Genomic DNA, 16,961 nt, shown 5'->3' with positions numbered 1-16,961 from the left:
CCCAAAATCATCGTGATCTAAAGTGTTACCGCACTTGGTCGAGCAGCCGTTTGCACTCCAGAAGATCATAGAGCGCTTCCTGCAGGAGCGCCCGGTCCTCTTTGCCGACAGAGGCTTTGCCGATCGAAATTTCCGCATCGTCGCTGCCGGCGCCAAATGAGAAGAAGCGTCGGCTTGCCGGGGCCTTGGCGCGGCCGACGATCTGATCCTCATCCGCGACACCGATCTTCGGCGCCGGCGGTTCTTCATGGCTGGACGCCGCAAGCGCCTCGACGGTGGCCAGATCGCCACTCGCGATCGCGGCGACGAACTTGTTGCCATTGGCCTTCAGAAGCTTCTGCACGCCCTTGATCGTGTAGCCGTGATCATAGAGCAGGTGGCGAATGCCCTTGAGCAGATCGACGTCTTCGGGCCGGTAGTAGCGCCGGCCGCCGCCACGCTTCATCGGTTTGATCTGCTGGAAACGCGTCTCCCAGAACCGCAACACGTGCTGAGGCAAATCGAGTTCGTCTGCGACCTCGCTGATGGTGCGGAAGGCGTCCGGGCTCTTTTCCATGTCGTCCCCATTTCCATAGCGAAGTGACGAGTCGCAATGACTGGATCATGCGCGATGATCGCACGAATCAGGCCCATTTCAATGGCTTATGGATGGGTTTTCAACCACATTTGTGGTTGCGGCCGTTCCTCAGGAGGCCGTGCCTGTCTGCTTCTGCTTGGCCCTTCGGCTAAGATGCGCCTTCAAGACCCGCTGCTTCAGCACGTTGGAGGCCTTGAACGTCATCACCCGGCGCGGCGAGATCGGCACCTCCTCGCCGGTCTTCGGGTTTCGCCCGATGCGTTCGTTCTTGTCGCGCACCTGGAAGGTTGCGAAAGAAGACAGTTTCACGCTCTCGCCACGCACGATTGCGTTGCAGATCTCGTCGATAACAGTCTCCACTAGCTCGGCAGACTCCGTCCGAGACAAACCGACTTTGCGAAAAACCGACTCAGCCAAGTCTGCTCGCGTTACTGTTTTTCCGCTCATCTTCCCCCACCGATGTCTGGCATGCCGATCAGCGATTGAAGACTATTGCCCTTGTCTTTTTCGGTCAAGCGCCTGCGGTCATTCAATTTTTTTACCAGCGGATGAGAACGGAACCCCAGGTGAAGCCACCGCCCATGGCTTCGAGCATCACGAGGTCACCCTTCTTGATGCGGCCGTCGGAGGCGGCGGTGTCGAGCGCCAGCGGAATGGAAGCGGCGGACGTATTGCCGTGCAGGTCAACGGTCACCACAACCTTTTCGTTCGGAATGCCGAGCTTCTTCGCCGAACCGTCGATGATCCGGCGATTGGCCTGGTGCGGAACCAGCCAGTCGACATCGTCGGCCGACGTTCCCGTTGCTTCGAATGCCGCCTCGATCACGTCGGTGATCATGCCGACGGCGTGCTTGAAGACTTCGCGCCCCTCCATGCGGAGATGGCCGACGGTGCCGGTCGTCGAAGGGCCGCCGTCGACATAGAGCTTGTCGCCGTGCATGCCGTCGGAGCGCAGTTGCGCCGTCAGCACGCCGCGATCGGCGGTGGTGCCCTCGCCTTTCTGCGCTTCGAGGATGATTGCGCCGGCGCCGTCACCGAAGAGCACGCAGGTCGTGCGGTCCGACCAGTCGAGAATGCGCGAGAATGTCTCGGCACCAATGACCAGGGCACGCTTGGCAAGGCCGCCCCGAATATAGGCATCGGCCGTGGCGACCGCATAGACGAAGCCGGAACAGACTGCCTGCAGGTCGAAGGCTGCCCCATGGCGCATGCCGAGGCGGTTCTGGATATTGACCGCCGTCGCCGGGAAGGTGTTGTCGGGCGTCGAGGTCGCAACGATGATCAGGTCGAGGTCATCGGCGGTCAGGCCGGCCCTCTCGAGCGCCGCGCGCGCCGCCTTCTCGCCGAGCGAGGCGGTCGTCTCGCCCTCGCCGGCGATGTGGCGCTGGCGAATGCCGGTCCGCTGCACGATCCATTCGTCGGACGTGTCGACCTTGGATTCCATTTCCTTATTGGTCAGCACTCGCTTCGGCAGCGCTGCACCGAAGCCGCGAACGACAGAACGGATCATCTAATCAAACCTCTTCAATCATGCCGGCGGCAGGGCTTCGGTCGGCTCGGCGCCATGATAGCGTGCCAGGTCGGCCTCGATCTTGGCCTTCAGGCCGTTCTTTACCATATCGTAGCCGACGTCGATCGCGGCGGCGAAGCCTTCGGCATCCGTGCCGCCGTGGCTCTTGATGACCACGCCGTTGAGCCCGAGGAACACGCCGCCATTGACCTTGCGCGGGTCCATCTTCTCGCGCAGCCGATCGAAGGCCCCCTTGGCGAAGATATAGCCGATCTTCGCAAGAAGGGTGCGCGACATGGCGGAACGCAGATACTCGGCGATCTGGCGGGCCGTGCCTTCGGCCGCCTTCAGCGCGATGTTGCCGGAAAAGCCCTCGGTGACGACGACGTCGACGGTGCCGCGACCAATGTCGTCGCCCTCGACGAAACCGTAATATTCGATGCCCTCGATATTGGCCTCGCGGATGAGCCTGCCGGCTTCCTTGACCTCTTCCTGGCCCTTGATCTCCTCGACGCCGACATTCAGCAGACCGACGGAGGGACGCTCGACTTCGAAGAGGGCGCGGGCCATGGCGCCGCCCATCAAGGCGAAGTCCATGAGCTGCTGTGCGTCCGCGCCGATCGTCGCGCCGACATCGAGCACGATGCTCTCGCCCTTGAGCGTCGGCCAGATGGCGGCGATCGCCGGGCGCTGGATGCCCTGCATGGTGCGAAGGCAGAAGACCGACATGGCCATCAGCGCGCCGGTATTGCCGGCCGAGACCACCACATCCGCCTCATCGGCATTGATGGCGTCGATCGCTTTCCACATGGTCGACTTGCCGCGGCCGCGCCTGAGCGCCTGGCTCGGCTTCTCATCCATGCCGACGGCGATTTCGCAATCATAAAAGGTGCTGCTTGCCTGAAGCTTCGGGTACTTGGCCAAGAGTTCGGCGCAGCGCGCTTCCTGGCCGAACAGGACGAACTTTATGTCCGGGTGACGTTCGAGTGCCCTGGCAGCACCCGGGATGACGACCTCCGGACCATAGTCGCCCCCCATAACGTCAAGTGAAATTCTGACCACGCGTGTCTTATCCCTTCTTCCCGCCACGCGACGCATTCCGCCCCTGCGCAATCCTTACGCAACGGCGATTCGTCCTACCTTCTGACACTTGGCCAGCATGCAGCGCGTCGGCACCACGGCCCCCTCGGCTGAAGTCGGGCCAAAATACTGCTTTTCGCCTGCGTGACAACCGAATTGTAAGCCCGGCCGACCGCGTTTCAATCCTTTTTCAAATCCTTCAGGACGGCGAACGGGTTGGGCCGCTTGTCATCTGCCGCCGTGCTTTCAATGCGCTCGCCGAAGACAGCGCCCTCCTTGCGGGGATAGGGATCGATCGCAAGCGCCACATGCTCGCTGACGACCACGCCCACGTCGATCGTATCGCCTGAGAAGGTATCGGGAATGTCCGGTCCGCCGGGATCGAGGATCATCTCGCCGCCGTCATTGTCGGCTTGCCGCGCCAGGCGGGAGCCCTCCGGCACGAAGATCGCCTCGACCGGTTCGGATATCTCCGCCTCGACGGGGTCCAGCGTGACGACGCAGCTCTGGACGAGCTCCGCCCGCAACTCGCCCTTGATCTTGACGCCGTCCTTCTTCCAGCGTCCGATCTGCAGGTCGGCGACAAGCGAGCGGACCTCATTGACCTTCCACAGTGTCGCAAGCGCCCGCCGCTCGGCCTCGTTGGCGGACAGATGCACACTGACCGGGTTGGCCGAAATATGCCCTATCCTTACCGGGTAGGAAAATGCCGGTTTGGTTTCCTGCGTCATGACAATGATCCTTCCTGCAGCGCCGCGTCCTTACCGATGCGCAGATGCCGCTGCGTTGCCGAGCGCCTACTGGCCCGCTGCCGGCGGAACGCGCAACTGTCCCGTTTCGACCAGGTCTTCCGAGACTTCCGCGAGCGCGGCTTCGGCGGAAATGAGGTAGCGTGCCAAGCCGATCATCGGCGGCGCGTCTTCTTGCTGCGGATGAAAATTGCGCCGCAGTGCGTCGGCGAGTGCCTGCCTGTCGCCGTTCTCAAGCGCCGCCGCATAGGACTCCAGACGGCCATAGAACATGCCGGCAAACTTCTTCATCTTCTTCGGCACGCTAACGTCGCCGACGCCGAGTTCGCGGATCGAGTGGTCGACATCCTCGAAGAAGGCATCGACGATCTCCTGCGCGATTTCCTGGCCGGTGCGTGCCGAGGCGCGGGTACGGCGGAAATAAAGTATCAGGATCGCCGACAACATCTCGAAACGCCCCATCACCGTGTCGGGCACATCGAGGTCAGTATAGAGAAATGGCTGGCGCGCCGCCGCGGTTAGAAGTCCGTACTGGCGCTCCACAATCGCAATGTTGCCGCTTTTTCTCTTGAACAGTCCAAAAATCATAACAAGGCCAGCCGTGGCTTTCTCGAATTCATGGGCACGCGCCCATGACGTTATTGCATGATAGCCGAAGCTGGTTTACCGAAGCAGGCACGAAATGCAATGGCGCATATGCCATCGTTACTCCAAGGGGAGCAGTCGTTGACGAAGCGGTATCTGACATCAAACCTGAAAGTTCTTGGCCGTGCCGTGGTCGTGGCTTCCCTATGCACTGGAGTGCTTGCCGGCTGCCAGGCAACCAATGTCGGCGAAGTCCTGCACCAGGGCTATGTCGTCGACCAGGAGACCCTCAACCTGGTTCCCGTCGGGTCGAGCCGCGAACAGGTGCTGCTCTCGCTCGGCACGCCCTCGACGACGGCGACGTTCGACAATGAGGTGTTCTACTACATCTCGCAGAAGCGCAAGCGTCCGGTCGCCTTCATGAAACCCAAGCTGATCGACCAGTCTATCCTCGCGGTCTATTTCGACAAGGAAGGCGTCGTCAGCCAGCTCGCCCACTATACGATGAAGGACGGCAAGGTCTTCGACATGCTGTCCCGCACCACGCCGACGGGCGGCAAGGAAACGAGCTTCCTGGGCCAGCTTCTGACCGGACCCGGTGCTGGACAGGCTGCGGCACGCAACCTGTTCAAGAACTTCGGGCAATAACTGACGAAATGCCCTCACAATAAAGCCCGCGGAACCGTGTTCCGCGGGCTTTTCCGTTGAACGGACGTCGCGTCAGGCGAGCACGGCGAGCAGCAACAAGGCCACGATATTGGTGATCTTGATCGCCGGGTTGACAGCCGGACCGGCCGTATCCTTGTAAGGATCGCCGACCGTGTCGCCGGTGACCGACGCCTTGTGCGCCTCCGAGCCTTTCATGTGGCGCGTGCCGTCCTTGTCGACGAAACCGTCCTCGAAGCTCTTCTTCGCATTGTCCCAGGCGCCGCCGCCTGAGGTCATCGAGATAGCCACGAACAGGCCGTTGACGATGACGCCGAGCAACGAGGCGCCGAGCGCCGCGAAGGCCGAGGCCTTCGATCCGGAAATCAGCAGCACGCCGAAATAGACGACGATCGGTGCGAGAACCGGCAAGAGCGAGGGAATGATCATCTCGCGGATCGCCGCCTTGGTCAGCATATCGACGGCGCGGCCATAGTCCGGCCGGTCCTTGCCTTCCATGATGCCCGGCTTTTCCTTGAACTGACGGCGCACTTCCTCGACCACGGCGCCTCCTGCCCTTCCGACGGCGGTCATGGCAATGCCGCCGAAGAGATAGGGAATGAGACCGCCAAAGATCAGCCCGGCGACGACATAGGGGTTGGAGAGATCGAACGAGATCGGGCCCACGTCGGCGAAGTAGGGATGCTTGTCGCCATTCGCGGCGAAAAAAGCGAGGTCGTTGGAATAGGCCGCGAACAGCACCAGCGCACCCAGCCCCGCAGAGCCGATCGCGTAGCCCTTGGTCACAGCCTTCGTTGTGTTGCCAACGGCATCCAGGGCGTCGGTCGACTTGCGCACCTCGGGCGGCAGGTGCGCCATCTCGGCAATGCCGCCGGCATTGTCGGTGACCGGGCCGAAGGCGTCGAGCGCGACGATCATGCCGGCGAGGCCCAACATGGCCGTGACCGCGATCGCAGTGCCGAAGAGACCGGCGAACTGATAGGTTGTGATGATGCCGCCGACGATGACGATCGCCGGCAAGGCGGTCGATTCGAGCGACACGGCAAGCCCCTGGATCACGTTGGTGCCGTGGCCGGTCACCGAGGCCTGCGCAATCGAGTTCACTGGCCGCTTGTTCGTGCCGGTATAATATTCGGTAATCACGACGATGAGCGCGGTGACGATGAGGCCGATGATGCCGCATGCGAACAGCGCCCAACCGGTGACTTCCTGGCCCGCCACAATGCCAATCGGACCCCAGCCGATCGTCAGCGATGTCGCAGCGCCGAGACCGAAGATCGAAAGGAAGCCCGTAACGATCAGTCCCCGGTAGAGCGCGCCCATGATCGAGCCGTTGGTGCCGAGCTTGACGAAGAAGGTGCCGATGATCGAGGTGATGATGCAGGCCGCGCAGATTGCCAGCGGATAGACCATGACGGTCGCGAGTATCGGCGCACTGGCGAAGAAGATTGATGCGAGTACCATGGTCGCAACCACAGAGACCGCATAGGTCTCGAAGAGGTCGGCCGCCATGCCGGCGCAGTCGCCGACATTGTCGCCGACATTGTCGGCGATCGTCGCCGGGTTGCGCGGGTCGTCTTCCGGAATGCCTGCTTCCACCTTGCCGACCAAGTCGCCGCCGACATCGGCGCCCTTGGTAAAGATGCCGCCGCCAAGGCGGGCGAAGATCGAGATCAGCGAGGCGCCGAAGCCGAGTGCGACAAGCGCATCGATGACCTCACGCTCGGCCGGTCCATGGCCGAGGCCGACGGTGAGTATGAAATAGTAGACCGAGACGCCCAGGAGCGCGAGGCCGGCCACCAGGAGGCCGGTGATTGCACCGGATTTGAATGCGATGTCGAGACCGGAGGCAAGGCTGACCGATGCGGCCTGGGCCGTGCGGACATTGGCCCTGACCGAAACATGCATACCGATGAAGCCGGCCGCACCCGAGAGCACTGCGCCGATCAGGAAACCAACGGCGGCCGCACTCGACAGCAGAGCCCATGCGGCGAAGAAGACGACGACACCGACGATGGCAATGGTAGTATACTGACGCGTGAGGTAGGCCTGCGCCCCCTCTCTGATAAAACCTGCGATCTCCTGCATGCGGGCATTCCCCTGGTCGGCGGCCAGCACCGACTGTGTTGCCCAGATGGCATAGGCCACCGAAAGCAACCCGCATGCGATAACGCCCAACAATATGGTCATTTCGCACTATCCTCCGTTAAAAACCCGCGGCCTCAACTCCCTGCCGCGGGCCCCTCGTTTTCCGCGAATCGCACCCGCCTCCTCTACAGCGCCGCGCGTCCAGTTAGACGCGCAAAGGTCGCTGTAGCACTTTGGATTGCTGCATGATTTTGTCCTCAAATCGATTCTGATTTAAGGAATCATGCACGCGGCATGCCGTCACGGCGCGGCCAGAGTGCGGTTGCGAAAGTAGATCGTCAAGCCCCTGAAAATACCGGCACACCGGGCCCCGTGGTCCAGTTTCCTCACGGAAGAAACGGCGGCTTCAGGCTGCAGCTCTCTTGCCTGCACGCATCAGGAGAAAGAGGAGTAAAAGGCAGAAGCCGGCCACCGGCCAGATGACGGCGTTGAGCATATCCCAGCCGTATACGGCCAGAACCTTGCCGGAAGCGAAAGACGAGCCGGCGACGGTCGAAAACAACACGATGTCGTGGAAGCCCTGGACCTTGTCCGCCTCCTGCGGTCGATAGCTCTGGGCGACGATCGCTGTCGCGCCGATGAAGCCGAAGTTCCAGCCAAGCCCGAGGAGGACGAGCGCGCCCCAGAAATTCCAGAGCGCCAATCCCAGATGGGCGACGGCCGCACAGCCCATGAGCAGCAAGAGGCCGCAGGCGACGACGCGCTCCGCGCCGAAGCGGCTGATCAGCGAGCCGGTGGCGAAGCTCGGGGCGAACATGGCAAGCACGTGCCACTGGATCCCGAGCGTCGCCAAGTCGCTCGAAAAACCGCAGCCGACGACCATGGCGACCGGGGCGCCCGTCATCATGAAGGTCATCAGTGCATAGGAGGAGATGCCGCAGATCATTCCGGTCGAAAAGCGCTGGCCGCTGACGATCTCGCGGAGTGACCGGGCGGGCAGGTCCGCATGCACGGCCGATGTCGCCGTGGCTTTCGGCAGCCGCAAGGGCAAGAAGAAGGCAAGGGCGACGAGGCAGACCGGCATCAGGGCGACAAAAGCGCCGGCGAACCAGACGGGTGCGAAGTAGTCACCGGCGAAGATGACGATCTGGGGGCCCAGGACCGCCGAGACGATGCCGCCGCCGAGAATCCAGGAAATCGCCTTCGCCTTGTAGAAGGAAGGCGATGCATCCGCGGCAGCGAAACGCAGTTTCTGGGTAAAGCCGTTCGAGGAGCCGAGTATCGCCAGACCGGCTGCGAAAGCCCAGAAACTCTCCCGGAAAAGGGCCGCAGCGGCGATCAGGCCGCCGATCACAGCAATCATCGCGCCGACCATGAAGGCAAAGCGCCGTCCGACGGATCGCGACAGGATTGCCACCAGGATGACGCCAAGCGCCATGCCGACATTGTAGGCAGTCAGCGGCGCAGTCGCGAGAGACTTGTCGTCGCCGAGCAATTGATGGCCGGCAACCCCGCCGACGGCAAAACTGATCGGTCCGACGACGCCGAGCAGCGCCTGAGCGACGCCCAGCAAAAAGACGTTGCGGCGGGCCTCGCGAAGAACCGTTCCGATGTCTTCAGCGGCCGCAATAAGCATCAGGGACTATTTCCGCCGCTCGCAGCGAATCTGCTTGGCGATCCTGTCGAGAACGGCGTTGACGAGTTTCGGCTCCTCGTCCTCGAAGAAGGCCTTGGCGATCTCGACATATTCGGTAACGATCACTGCAATCGGCACGTCCTTGCGCTCCAGCAATTCGAATGTGCCGGCGCGCAGGATGGCGCGCACGGTGGAATCGAGCCGCGAAAGCGCCCAGTCGTCCTGAAGGGCCGATCCGATCAACGGGTCGAGCTTGCGCTGGTCGCGCACGACGCCGGAGACGATAGAGCGGAACCAAGAGGCGTCCGCCTTCAGATAGGTCTCGCCGTCAAGTTCCTGACCAAGGCGATGCGCCTCGAACTCGGCAACGATCTCGAGGACACCGGTTCCGCCGATCTCCATCTGGTAGAGCGCCTGAACGGCCGCAAGGCGCGCGGCGCCGCGCTGGTTGGCCTGCTTCAGCGGCTGATCCGAAGGCGTGTTCGTCACTTTTCTGCACCCAGCTTGTTCTTCAGTTCGATCATGGTCAGCGCAGCGCGTGCGGCAAAGCCGCCCTTGTCCCCCTCCGACCGGCGGGCACGCGCCCACGCCTGCTCCTCGTTTTCCACCGTCAGGATGCCGTTGCCGAGCGCCAGGCTCTCACTCACGGCAAGATCCATCAGGGCGCGCGCCGACTCGTTGGCGACGATGTCGAAATGATAGGTTTCGCCGCGGATCACCATGCCGAGTGCGACGAAGCCGTCGTAGTCGGTGCCGCCTTCGTCGGCGCCGTCGAGCGCCATGGCGACCGCCGCGGGAATTTCCAGTGCGCCCGGAACCGTGACAATATCATAGCTCGCGCCGACGGCGTCCAACGCATGTTTCGCTCCGTCGAGCATTGCATCCGCCATATCGTCATAGAAGCGCGCTTCCACAATCAGGATGCGGACGGGCTTGGTCTTCGCCATGGATCACCTGTCTTGAAATATCGGCCGGCCTTGGCCCGCACAGGCGGCGGTCAAACCACGGCCTGCACAGAATGGCAAGCAAATTCCTCCATGCGGGGGCCATTTGCCGCGCCATGCTCCGCTTCAGACTGCCCGATGACAGTTCCGGCGTATACTAGCCTTAAAACCTCAAGTATATTGCGGACGATTCTGCAAGGTGAAGCTGTTCATGTTGCGGAGCGCCGCCACGGTCGGGAGGAACGCCATGTCGGAAGTCCGCAAGCCGATTGTCAGTCTCAGGGAGCTCGGCCTCAACCACTGGCGCCGGGGCGCGTTCTTCGAGTCGCGGGACGCCTCGTTCGGCGCACTTCTTGGGCTGAAGGACCTCGGCATCAGCTATGGCGAGGTGCCGCCCGGCAAATCCGGCTGCCCCTTCCACAACCATCATGTCGAGGAAGAATTGTTCGTCATTCTCGAGGGTGAGGGAACATACCGCTTCGGCGGTGACCGCTATGCCGTCAGGCCCGGAGACGTGCTCGGCGCACCGGCCGGCGGCCCCGAAACGGCCCATCACCTGATCAACACCGGAACGCTGCCGCTCAAATATCTGTCCATATCGACCATGGCGGCGACCGAAATCTGCGAATATCCCGATTCCGGCAAGTTCCTCGCCAGAACCCGGCGGGCCGACACGGGCGAGACTTCGTTCGACTTTATCGGCCGGCCCGGATCCACGACGGAATATTGGGACGGCGAGCCGGGCGCTCATGCTCAAGACCCAACACCACTTCCCCCATCAGCCAAACCGGAGTGAAAATGCATCGTGTGCCCGTGATCGAGACCGAGCGGCTTCTACTGCGTCCCTACCGGCGCGACGATTTTCCCTCCTACAGCGCGCTCTTCGCGGACGAGCAGGTGACACGTTACGTGGGCGGCGTTCCCTACACGCGCGAACAATCCTGGACGCGCTTTTTGCGCCAGGTCGGGATGTGGCACTATTTCGGCTTCGGATTCTTTGCGATCCAGGAGAAGGAGGGCGGTGCTTTCATTGGCGAGGCCGGCTTTCACGATCCCCACCGCCAGATCACACCGTCGCTAGAGGGAACGATGGAGATGGGCTGGGCGCTTTCTCCCAGGAGCCATGGCCGCGGCCTCGCGTCGGAAGCCGTCTCCGCCGCGCTCGCCTGGGGCGACCGCGAGTTTCCCGCCCTCAGAAAGACCTGCATCATCGAACCCGGCAACGAGGCTTCGATCCGGGTCGCGCTCAAGCACGGGTTCAGGGAATTCTGGCGCACCACCTACCACGGCAGACCGATGCTCATGCTCGAACGGCGGTCGACGGGCGCAACCTGAGCCGAGCCGGCGACGACGCGCCTCCCCATTGCCTGACGCCCAGGCATCCGCCAACATGAACAATTTTTAATTATTTTTCAGTGCGTTACGCCATGGAAACGGCCACATTCCGGTCCAGTTTCCTAACCGTTGGCACGGCGCGGAGACGCCGCCTCAACCAGTCGAAACAGTCCAGCACCCCTCGCTGCGGATGACCCCACCCGCAAACGGTCCGTGCTGGCCAAGGCGGCGCTGCCCGATGGATCTGGCGATCGCGACGAGTCATGCGTTCGATTGCCGGCCCGGGCCGCGGCCCGCAAAGCAAAGGAGCATGACAATGAACCGCATCGCGACTTTTTCCGTCATCGCCGCCCTCTCGACGCTGAGCTTCGGCGGCATGACCTATGCCACCGACGCCAAGATGAATTGGCCGAGCCACATCGACCAGAGCGTTCGCGCCTTCAAGGGCGACAATATCAGGGTCGTCGACGTCGACACGTTGAAGCAAGAAAACCAGACACGGATGTGGATCGACGAGGCGTCGGCGGAGCAACGCGCCTCCCTCTTGGCCGCAGTCGAGGCCAACAAGCCGCTGGCCGCCAAGCTGAAGACGCAAAACGTCGAGATGAACAACATCGCCGGCGCCGAGGAAGCCGCCGATGGTGGATTGACCATCTATGTTCGCTGACAGATTGCCCGCCCCCGGGGTCACCGGGGGCGGGCTTCTCGGCTACAGCGCCGTGCGTCTTTTTAGACGCCCAAAGGTCGCTGCAGTAATGTTTTCATTCCGCCTTCGGCGCGGGGAACTCGGCAAGCCTTGCCGCATAGCGGGCCATGGTGTCGACCTCGAAATTGACAAAGTCGCCGGCCCGGCGGTCACCCCAGGTCGTGACCTCGAGCGAGTGGCGGATCAACAGCACGTCGAACTCGGCGCCATCGACCCGATTGACCGTCAGAGATGTGCCGTCGAGCGCCACGGAACCTTTCGGCGCGACAAATCGGGCGAGATGTTCCGGCGCCCTGAGCCGAAAGCGCACGGCGTCGCCTTCCGGCTCGACGGCAAGGATTTCCGCCTGGCCGTCCACATGGCCGGAGACGATGTGGCCGCCGAGCTCGTCGCCGATCTTCAGCGAGCGCTCGAGATTGATGCGGGTCCCCTCTTGCCAGCCGGAAATAGTGGTCAGCCTCAAGGCCTCTTCCCAGGCCTCGACTTCGAACCAGCGCTCATTGCTGCCGGCCTCCGGCAGGGCCGTTACGGTCAGGCACACGCCGGCATGGGCGATCGAGGCGCCCATGTCGATCGTCTGCGGATCATAGCTGGTGGCGACGCGCAGCTTGACGCCTTCTCTCAGCGCCGTGACCTTCTCCACGGTACCGATATCGGTGATTATGCCTGTGAACATCCGCTATCTCTCTCGTAGTCGTCGAATATATCGTCGCCGTAATGGGCTGTGCGCTTGAGCGAGAATCCTGCCGGTACGGTCGTCCGATCAAATGGGGATCGGATGCCGTCTTCGCCAAGGGTCGCCGGTCCCGTATAGAGCAGAATTCGATCGACGAGACCCGCATCGAGAAACTGGCGCGCGGCCCGCGCCCCGCCTTCGACCAGAAGCGATGAAATGCCGCGCGACGCAAGTGCGGTCAAAAGGTCGGATATCGTGTCGGCGTTCAACACCTCTACACCCGCTTCTTCCAGCCTGCTGCGCCTCGTCATTGCGGGCGCATCGAGCACCGAATCGGCAACGGCGATCAATGGAACCGCACGGGCCGAACGAACGAGCTTCGACCCGACCGCCAGATCGAGACGACGATCAAGGACAATGCGGATCGGAGAACGCGCTTCAAGCCCAGGTAACCGAACGGTGAGTTCCGGATCGTCGGCGCTTGCCGTGCCAACCCCGACGAGGATGGCGTCGGTCTCGGCGCGCAGCACTTGGACCTGGGCGCGCGCGACCGCACCGGTGATCCTGACCTGCCCCTCGCCCTTTCGCCCGATCATGCCGTCCGCCGAAACGGCAAGCTTGAGGGTGACATGCGGCCGTTTCATCCGCTGGCGCATGAGATAGGCTTCGAGCACACGCTCGCCTTCATCGCGGAGAACGCCAAGATCGACATCGATGCCGGCGTCGCGCAGCATCACCACTCCACGGCCGGCGACACGCTCATCGGGGTCGAGAAGGCAGACGACGACCCGGGCAACCCCCGAGGCGACCAACGCATCGGCGCAGGGCGGCGTCCTGCCGTGATGCGAACAGGGTTCGAGCGTGACATAGGCCGTCGCCCCCCTCGCCTTCTCACCGGCATCGGCGAGCGCCTGCGTCTCGGCATGCGGGCGCCCGCCCGGCGCCGTCACGGCCCGCCCGACGATTGTTCCGTCCTTGACGATAAGGCAGGCGACCGAAGGATTTGTGGATGTCAGACCAAGATTGCGGCGCGCGAGGCGCAGCGCCGCCGCCATGAACCTCTCGTCCTCACGCGTCGGCCCGCCCATGCGCTCCTCCGCTCGCTACAGCTATTCGCTGGGATCGCGCGCGATCTTGGCGCTGATCTCCGCGATGACCTTCTCGAAATCCTCGGCGTGGGAGAAATCCCGATAGACGGAGGCGTATCGCACGAAACCGACGTCATCGAGGCTTTTCAAGGCCTCGAGCACCTGAAGGCCGATTTCCTCCGAGGGGATTTCGGTCTCGCCGGAGCTTTCCAGCCGGCGGACGATGCCGGACACCGCCCGCTCGATACGGTCGCGATCGACGGGGCGCTTGCGCAGGGCGATCTCGAAGGAGCGCAAGAGCTTGTCCCGGTCGAAAGGCACCTTCCGACCGGTCTTCTTGATGATCATCAGCTCACGCAGCTGCACCCGCTCGAAGGTCGTGAACCGGCCACCGCAATCCGGGCAGATGCGGCGACGGCGAATGGCGTTCCCGTCCTCGGCCGGACGGGAATCCTTCACCTGGCTGTCTTCGGAACTGCAATAGGGGCAGCGCATGCAATCGTCCGATCACATGTAGCCGTACATCGGGAATCGGTCAGTGAGCTTCACGACCTTTTCGCGAACGGCAGCTTCGACGGCCGCATTGCCCTCGTCGGAGTTGGCGGCCTTGAGACCGTCAAGCACCTCGACGATCAACTCGCCGATTTCCTTGAATTCCGCCTCCTTGAAGCCGCGCGTCGTGCCGGCCGGCGTGCCGAGGCGAACGCCCGAGGTGACGAAGGGCTTTTCCGGATCGAACGGGATGCCGTTCTTGTTGCAGGTGATGTAGCCGCGACCAAGCGCCGCCTCGGCGCGCTTGCCGGTGGCGTTCTTCTTGCGCAGGTCGACCAGCATCAGGTGGTTGTCGGTGCCGCCGGACACGATGTCGAGGCCGTTTGCCTTCAGCGTCTCGGCAAGGGTGCGGGCATTCTTGACGATCTGGGCCGCATAGTCCTTGAAGGAGGGCTGCAGCGCCTCGCCGAATGCAACGGCCTTGGCAGCGATCACATGCATCAGCGGGCCGCCCTGGAGGCCCGGAAAGACGGCCGAATTGATCTTCTTGGCGATGTCCTCGTCATTGGTGAGGATCATGCCGCCGCGCGGGCCGCGCAACGACTTGTGCGTGGTGGTCGTCGCGACATGGCAATGCGGGAACGGCGACGGATGCTGCCCACCAGCGACGAGACCGGCAATGTGGGCCATGTCGACCATCAGCCAGGCGCCGACTTCATCGGCGATCTCACGGAAACGCTTCCAGTCCCAGATGCGCGAATAGGCGGTGCCGCCGGCGATGATCAGCTTCGGCTTGTGCTTGCGGGCCTTCTCGGCGACATCGTCCATGTCGAGCAGGTGATCGTCTTCGCGCACGCCGTAGGAAACGACGTTGAACCACTTGCCCGACATGTTCACCGGGGAGCCGTGGGTCAGGTGACCGCCGGAATTGAGGTCGAGGCCCATGAAGGTGTCGCCGGGCTGCAGGAGCGCCAGGAACACCGCCTGGTTCATCTGCGAACCGGAGTTCGGCTGCACGTTGGCGAAGTTGACGCCGAAGAGCTTCTTGGCCCGATCGATCGCCAGTTCCTCGGCGATATCCACATATTGGCAGCCGCCGTAATAGCGCTTGCCCGGGTAGCCCTCGGCATATTTGTTGGTCATGATCGAGCCCTGGGCCTCGAGCACGGCGCGGGACACGATGTTCTCGGAGGCGATCAGCTCGATCTCGTGGCGCTGGCGACCCAGCTCCTTCTCGATCGCACCGAAGATTTCCGGATCGCTATCGGCGAGCGAGCGGGTGAAGAAGGCGTCAGTGGTCTGTGCAAGCATCGGGGCGAGGCTCCTCTCAAGGGTGGCTGTTCCTTTATCTTCCTCGCACGCCGAGAGCAATATCCGCTGTGCGGTTTGCGCCATTTCCACCGTCCGCCGCGCCCAAAGTCGCGGCCGGCCAGTCATGAAAAAGCCGCGCATCCCGGGGAATGCGCGGCTACGAATCTAGGAATGCTGCACTTTGCTTATTGCGGCAAAGCGTCGGCGTCGATTGGTCCGGGCGATTGCTCGACTCCGGTCGTCGTCTGGAGGGCCAGCTCCGCTGCGCCGTCGCGCTGATAGATATCGTCGCGGAACTGGACGACGCGGTCCTTGGCCGACCAGGCGGTGATGTAGGTGAAGTAGACCGGCACTTCTTCGGCAAGCTTGATCGGCGTATTGACGCCCGTTTTAATGGTCGCCTCGATCTGCTGGCGCGACCAGCCGGGCGTTTCCTTGAGCAGCCAGGTGGAAAGGTCGCGGACGTTCTGCACGCGCACGCAGCCAGACGATTCGAAACGCATCAGCTTGTTGAACAGGCCCTGCTGCGGCGTGTCGTGCATGTAGACCGCATGTTCATTGTGGAAGTTGATCTTCGTCGAGGACATTGCGTTGATCTTGCCAGGATCCTGACGGAACATCAGGTTGGGCGCCTTCTCGGCGTTCCAGTCGACGGTTTCGGGCGACACTTCGTTGCCGCTTCCGTCGAAGAGGCGGATGGCGTTGCGCTCGAGATAGGTCGGGTCCTTGCGCATCAACGGCAAGATGTCCTTCTGGACGATCGAGCGCGGCGCGGTCCAGTAGGGGTTGAGGATGACCTCGTAGATTTTCGAATTGAGGATCGGCGATTGACGGTCGATCTTGCCGACGATCGCGGTATGGCGCAGCACAACGCGACCATTCTCGACCGCCTCGATATAGGCGGCGGGGATGTTGACCATGACATAGCGGCGGCCGAGATCGCCCGACATCGACTGGAGCCGCACAAGGTTGGTCTCGAGCTGGGCCAAACGCGTCGCGGCGTCGACGTTCATCGCCTTGAAGGAATATTCGCCGATCACGCCATCGGCCGGCAAGCCGTGGCGCGCCTGGAAGCGCTTGACCGCGCCGTCGACATAGGAGTCGAAGGAAGAGGAAATACCGGCCGACCGCGGCAGGTCGCCCGAGACCATCAGGCGCTGACGCAGCTGCTGTACCGAGGGATCGGTGACGCCGAGCTCGAGCCTTACGCCGGTCTGCGGAACCTGGGGCCAGCCGCCGCCGGCGACGATCTGCTGGTAATCGAAGATGGCCTGCTGCACATGGCCGATCGTCTGAGGACCGAAAACCGGCGTATTGGAGAGGACTGCCGTCGCGGTGCGCGAGGCCTTGGCGTCGAACTGGTCATCCCAGGAGCCGCGGCGCGGCGAATTGATGAGCTCGCCCAGTGCGTCCTGGGCACTGGCGGCGCCAGCCCACGCGGCGGTACCGAGCGATGCGGCCGAACGCAGAAACACGCGGCGCGAGAAAGCATCAATTCCGTTCTTTTTCGACATGTCC

Annotated in this window: 19 protein-coding genes; 4 read left to right on the top strand and 15 right to left on the bottom strand. The window is 62.7% G+C overall.

All coding sequences use genetic code 11. The features are described from left to right. Nucleotides 1-25: 25 nt before the first annotated feature. The 6 genes from N181_RS07295 to N181_RS07270 form a co-directional block, all read right to left on the bottom strand. Nucleotides 26-556, bottom strand: a complete 531-nt coding sequence (locus N181_RS07295; RefSeq protein WP_012707548.1) for a MerR family transcriptional regulator — start codon at nucleotides 554-556, stop codon at nucleotides 26-28. A 129-nt stretch (nucleotides 557-685) separates the two neighbouring features. Further along, on the bottom strand, nucleotides 686-1,024 hold the full coding sequence (locus N181_RS07290) for an integration host factor subunit alpha (protein ID WP_012707547.1): 339 nt from the start codon (nucleotides 1,022-1,024) through the stop codon (nucleotides 686-688). Nucleotides 1,025-1,115: 91 nt separating this feature from the next. Beyond that, on the bottom strand, nucleotides 1,116-2,087 hold the full coding sequence (locus N181_RS07285) for a beta-ketoacyl-ACP synthase III (protein ID WP_014327909.1): 972 nt from the start codon (nucleotides 2,085-2,087) through the stop codon (nucleotides 1,116-1,118). An 18-nt stretch (nucleotides 2,088-2,105) separates the two neighbouring features. Then, nucleotides 2,106-3,149, bottom strand: coding sequence for a phosphate acyltransferase PlsX (gene plsX / locus N181_RS07280; RefSeq protein WP_037391069.1), 1,044 nt, complete (start codon nucleotides 3,147-3,149; stop codon nucleotides 2,106-2,108). A 197-nt stretch (nucleotides 3,150-3,346) separates the two neighbouring features. Beyond that, nucleotides 3,347-3,898: a YceD family protein gene (locus tag N181_RS07275; RefSeq protein ID WP_014327907.1), complete on the bottom strand. Its 552-nt coding sequence runs from the start codon at nucleotides 3,896-3,898 to the stop codon at nucleotides 3,347-3,349. Nucleotides 3,899-3,964: 66 nt separating this feature from the next. Beyond that, nucleotides 3,965-4,504: a ubiquinol-cytochrome C chaperone family protein gene (locus N181_RS07270; RefSeq protein WP_014327906.1), complete on the bottom strand. Its 540-nt coding sequence runs from the start codon at nucleotides 4,502-4,504 to the stop codon at nucleotides 3,965-3,967. A 138-nt stretch (nucleotides 4,505-4,642) separates the two neighbouring features. Here N181_RS07270 and N181_RS07265 point away from each other — a divergent pair, with 138 nt between their 5' ends. Further along, nucleotides 4,643-5,149: an outer membrane protein assembly factor BamE gene (locus tag N181_RS07265; protein WP_014327905.1), complete on the top strand. Its 507-nt coding sequence runs from the start codon at nucleotides 4,643-4,645 to the stop codon at nucleotides 5,147-5,149. A gap of 72 nt (nucleotides 5,150-5,221) precedes the next feature. Here the strand turns inward: N181_RS07265 and N181_RS07260 are convergent, their stop codons facing one another. The 4 genes from N181_RS07260 to ribH form a co-directional block, all read right to left on the bottom strand. After that, nucleotides 5,222-7,357 (bottom strand): sodium-translocating pyrophosphatase, encoded by a 2,136-nt coding sequence (locus N181_RS07260; RefSeq protein WP_014327904.1) that lies wholly within the window; start codon nucleotides 7,355-7,357, stop codon nucleotides 5,222-5,224. Nucleotides 7,358-7,661: 304 nt separating this feature from the next. After that, the gene (locus tag N181_RS07255; RefSeq protein WP_014327903.1) at nucleotides 7,662-8,891 is read right to left on the bottom strand and encodes an MFS transporter; all 1,230 of its coding nucleotides are present in this window, start codon (nucleotides 8,889-8,891) and stop codon (nucleotides 7,662-7,664) included. Between the two features lie 6 nt (nucleotides 8,892-8,897). Beyond that, nucleotides 8,898-9,380, bottom strand: a complete 483-nt coding sequence (gene nusB / locus N181_RS07250; RefSeq protein ID WP_037391076.1) for a transcription antitermination factor NusB — start codon at nucleotides 9,378-9,380, stop codon at nucleotides 8,898-8,900. Continuing rightward, nucleotides 9,377-9,838, bottom strand: coding sequence for a 6,7-dimethyl-8-ribityllumazine synthase (ribH, locus tag N181_RS07245; RefSeq protein WP_014327901.1), 462 nt, complete (start codon nucleotides 9,836-9,838; stop codon nucleotides 9,377-9,379). Before ribH ends, nusB begins: the two co-directional genes overlap by 4 nt. A 244-nt stretch (nucleotides 9,839-10,082) precedes the next feature. Here ribH and N181_RS07240 point away from each other — a divergent pair, with 244 nt between their 5' ends. The 3 genes from N181_RS07240 to N181_RS07230 all read left to right on the top strand — a co-directional run bounded on the left by N181_RS07240 (nucleotide 10,083) and on the right by N181_RS07230 (nucleotide 11,837). Next, entirely contained in the window at nucleotides 10,083-10,631 is a 549-nt protein-coding gene (locus tag N181_RS07240; protein ID WP_014327900.1) for a cupin domain-containing protein, read from the top strand. A 2-nt stretch (nucleotides 10,632-10,633) separates the two neighbouring features. Continuing rightward, a complete protein-coding gene (locus tag N181_RS07235) occupies nucleotides 10,634-11,170 on the top strand; it encodes a GNAT family N-acetyltransferase (RefSeq protein WP_014327899.1) in 537 nt (178 codons plus the stop codon). 316 nt (nucleotides 11,171-11,486) lie between these two features. Beyond that, nucleotides 11,487-11,837 carry a hypothetical protein gene (locus tag N181_RS07230; RefSeq protein WP_014327898.1) on the top strand — a complete coding sequence of 117 codons (351 nt, stop codon included), beginning with the start codon at nucleotides 11,487-11,489 and terminating at the stop codon, nucleotides 11,835-11,837. A gap of 94 nt (nucleotides 11,838-11,931) precedes the next feature. Here N181_RS07230 and N181_RS07225 read toward each other — a convergent pair whose 3' ends face one another. The 5 genes from N181_RS07225 to N181_RS07205 form a co-directional block, all read right to left on the bottom strand. Next, entirely contained in the window at nucleotides 11,932-12,552 is a 621-nt protein-coding gene (locus N181_RS07225) for a riboflavin synthase (RefSeq protein ID WP_037391077.1), read from the bottom strand. Next, nucleotides 12,537-13,640, bottom strand: coding sequence for a bifunctional diaminohydroxyphosphoribosylaminopyrimidine deaminase/5-amino-6-(5-phosphoribosylamino)uracil reductase RibD (ribD, locus tag N181_RS07220; protein WP_037391078.1), 1,104 nt, complete (start codon nucleotides 13,638-13,640; stop codon nucleotides 12,537-12,539). Before ribD ends, N181_RS07225 begins: the two co-directional genes overlap by 16 nt. 21 nt (nucleotides 13,641-13,661) lie before the next feature. Continuing rightward, nucleotides 13,662-14,135: a transcriptional regulator NrdR gene (gene nrdR / locus N181_RS07215; protein ID WP_014327895.1), complete on the bottom strand. Its 474-nt coding sequence runs from the start codon at nucleotides 14,133-14,135 to the stop codon at nucleotides 13,662-13,664. Between the two features lie 12 nt (nucleotides 14,136-14,147). Beyond that, a complete protein-coding gene (gene glyA / locus N181_RS07210; protein ID WP_037431185.1) occupies nucleotides 14,148-15,443 on the bottom strand; it encodes a serine hydroxymethyltransferase in 1,296 nt (431 codons plus the stop codon). 185 nt (nucleotides 15,444-15,628) lie between these two features. Beyond that, nucleotides 15,629-16,957: a L,D-transpeptidase family protein gene (locus N181_RS07205; protein ID WP_037391092.1), complete on the bottom strand. Its 1,329-nt coding sequence runs from the start codon at nucleotides 16,955-16,957 to the stop codon at nucleotides 15,629-15,631. Nucleotides 16,958-16,961: the final 4 nt, after the last annotated feature.

The organism is Sinorhizobium fredii USDA 205, assembly GCF_001461695.1.
GTDB classification, from domain to species: Bacteria; Pseudomonadota; Alphaproteobacteria; order Rhizobiales; family Rhizobiaceae; genus Sinorhizobium; species Sinorhizobium fredii.
This window is presented reverse-complemented; position numbering and strand designations above follow the sequence as displayed.

Coding starts and splice junctions, on each gene's coding strand:
- N181_RS07295 (WP_012707548.1), bottom strand. CDS start 556: ATGGAAAAGAGCCCGGACGCCTTCCGCACCATCAGCGAGGTCGCAGAC.
- N181_RS07290 (WP_012707547.1), bottom strand. CDS start 1,024: ATGAGCGGAAAAACAGTAACGCGAGCAGACTTGGCTGAGTCGGTTTTT.
- N181_RS07285 (WP_014327909.1), bottom strand. CDS start 2,087: ATGATCCGTTCTGTCGTTCGCGGCTTCGGTGCAGCGCTGCCGAAGCGA.
- N181_RS07275 (WP_014327907.1), bottom strand. CDS start 3,898: ATGACGCAGGAAACCAAACCGGCATTTTCCTACCCGGTAAGGATAGGG.
- N181_RS07270 (WP_014327906.1), bottom strand. CDS start 4,504: ATGATTTTTGGACTGTTCAAGAGAAAAAGCGGCAACATTGCGATTGTG.
- N181_RS07260 (WP_014327904.1), bottom strand. CDS start 7,357: ATGACCATATTGTTGGGCGTTATCGCATGCGGGTTGCTTTCGGTGGCC.
- N181_RS07255 (WP_014327903.1), bottom strand. CDS start 8,891: ATGCTTATTGCGGCCGCTGAAGACATCGGAACGGTTCTTCGCGAGGCC.
- ribH (WP_014327901.1), bottom strand. CDS start 9,838: ATGGCGAAGACCAAGCCCGTCCGCATCCTGATTGTGGAAGCGCGCTTC.
- N181_RS07240 (WP_014327900.1), top strand. CDS start 10,083: ATGTCGGAAGTCCGCAAGCCGATTGTCAGTCTCAGGGAGCTCGGCCTC.
- N181_RS07235 (WP_014327899.1), top strand. CDS start 10,634: ATGCATCGTGTGCCCGTGATCGAGACCGAGCGGCTTCTACTGCGTCCC.
- N181_RS07230 (WP_014327898.1), top strand. CDS start 11,487: ATGAACCGCATCGCGACTTTTTCCGTCATCGCCGCCCTCTCGACGCTG.
- N181_RS07225 (WP_037391077.1), bottom strand. CDS start 12,552: ATGTTCACAGGCATAATCACCGATATCGGTACCGTGGAGAAGGTCACG.
- ribD (WP_037391078.1), bottom strand. CDS start 13,640: ATGGGCGGGCCGACGCGTGAGGACGAGAGGTTCATGGCGGCGGCGCTG.
- nrdR (WP_014327895.1), bottom strand. CDS start 14,135: ATGCGCTGCCCCTATTGCAGTTCCGAAGACAGCCAGGTGAAGGATTCC.
- glyA (WP_037431185.1), bottom strand. CDS start 15,443: ATGCTTGCACAGACCACTGACGCCTTCTTCACCCGCTCGCTCGCCGAT.
- N181_RS07205 (WP_037391092.1), bottom strand. CDS start 16,957: ATGTCGAAAAAGAACGGAATTGATGCTTTCTCGCGCCGCGTGTTTCTG.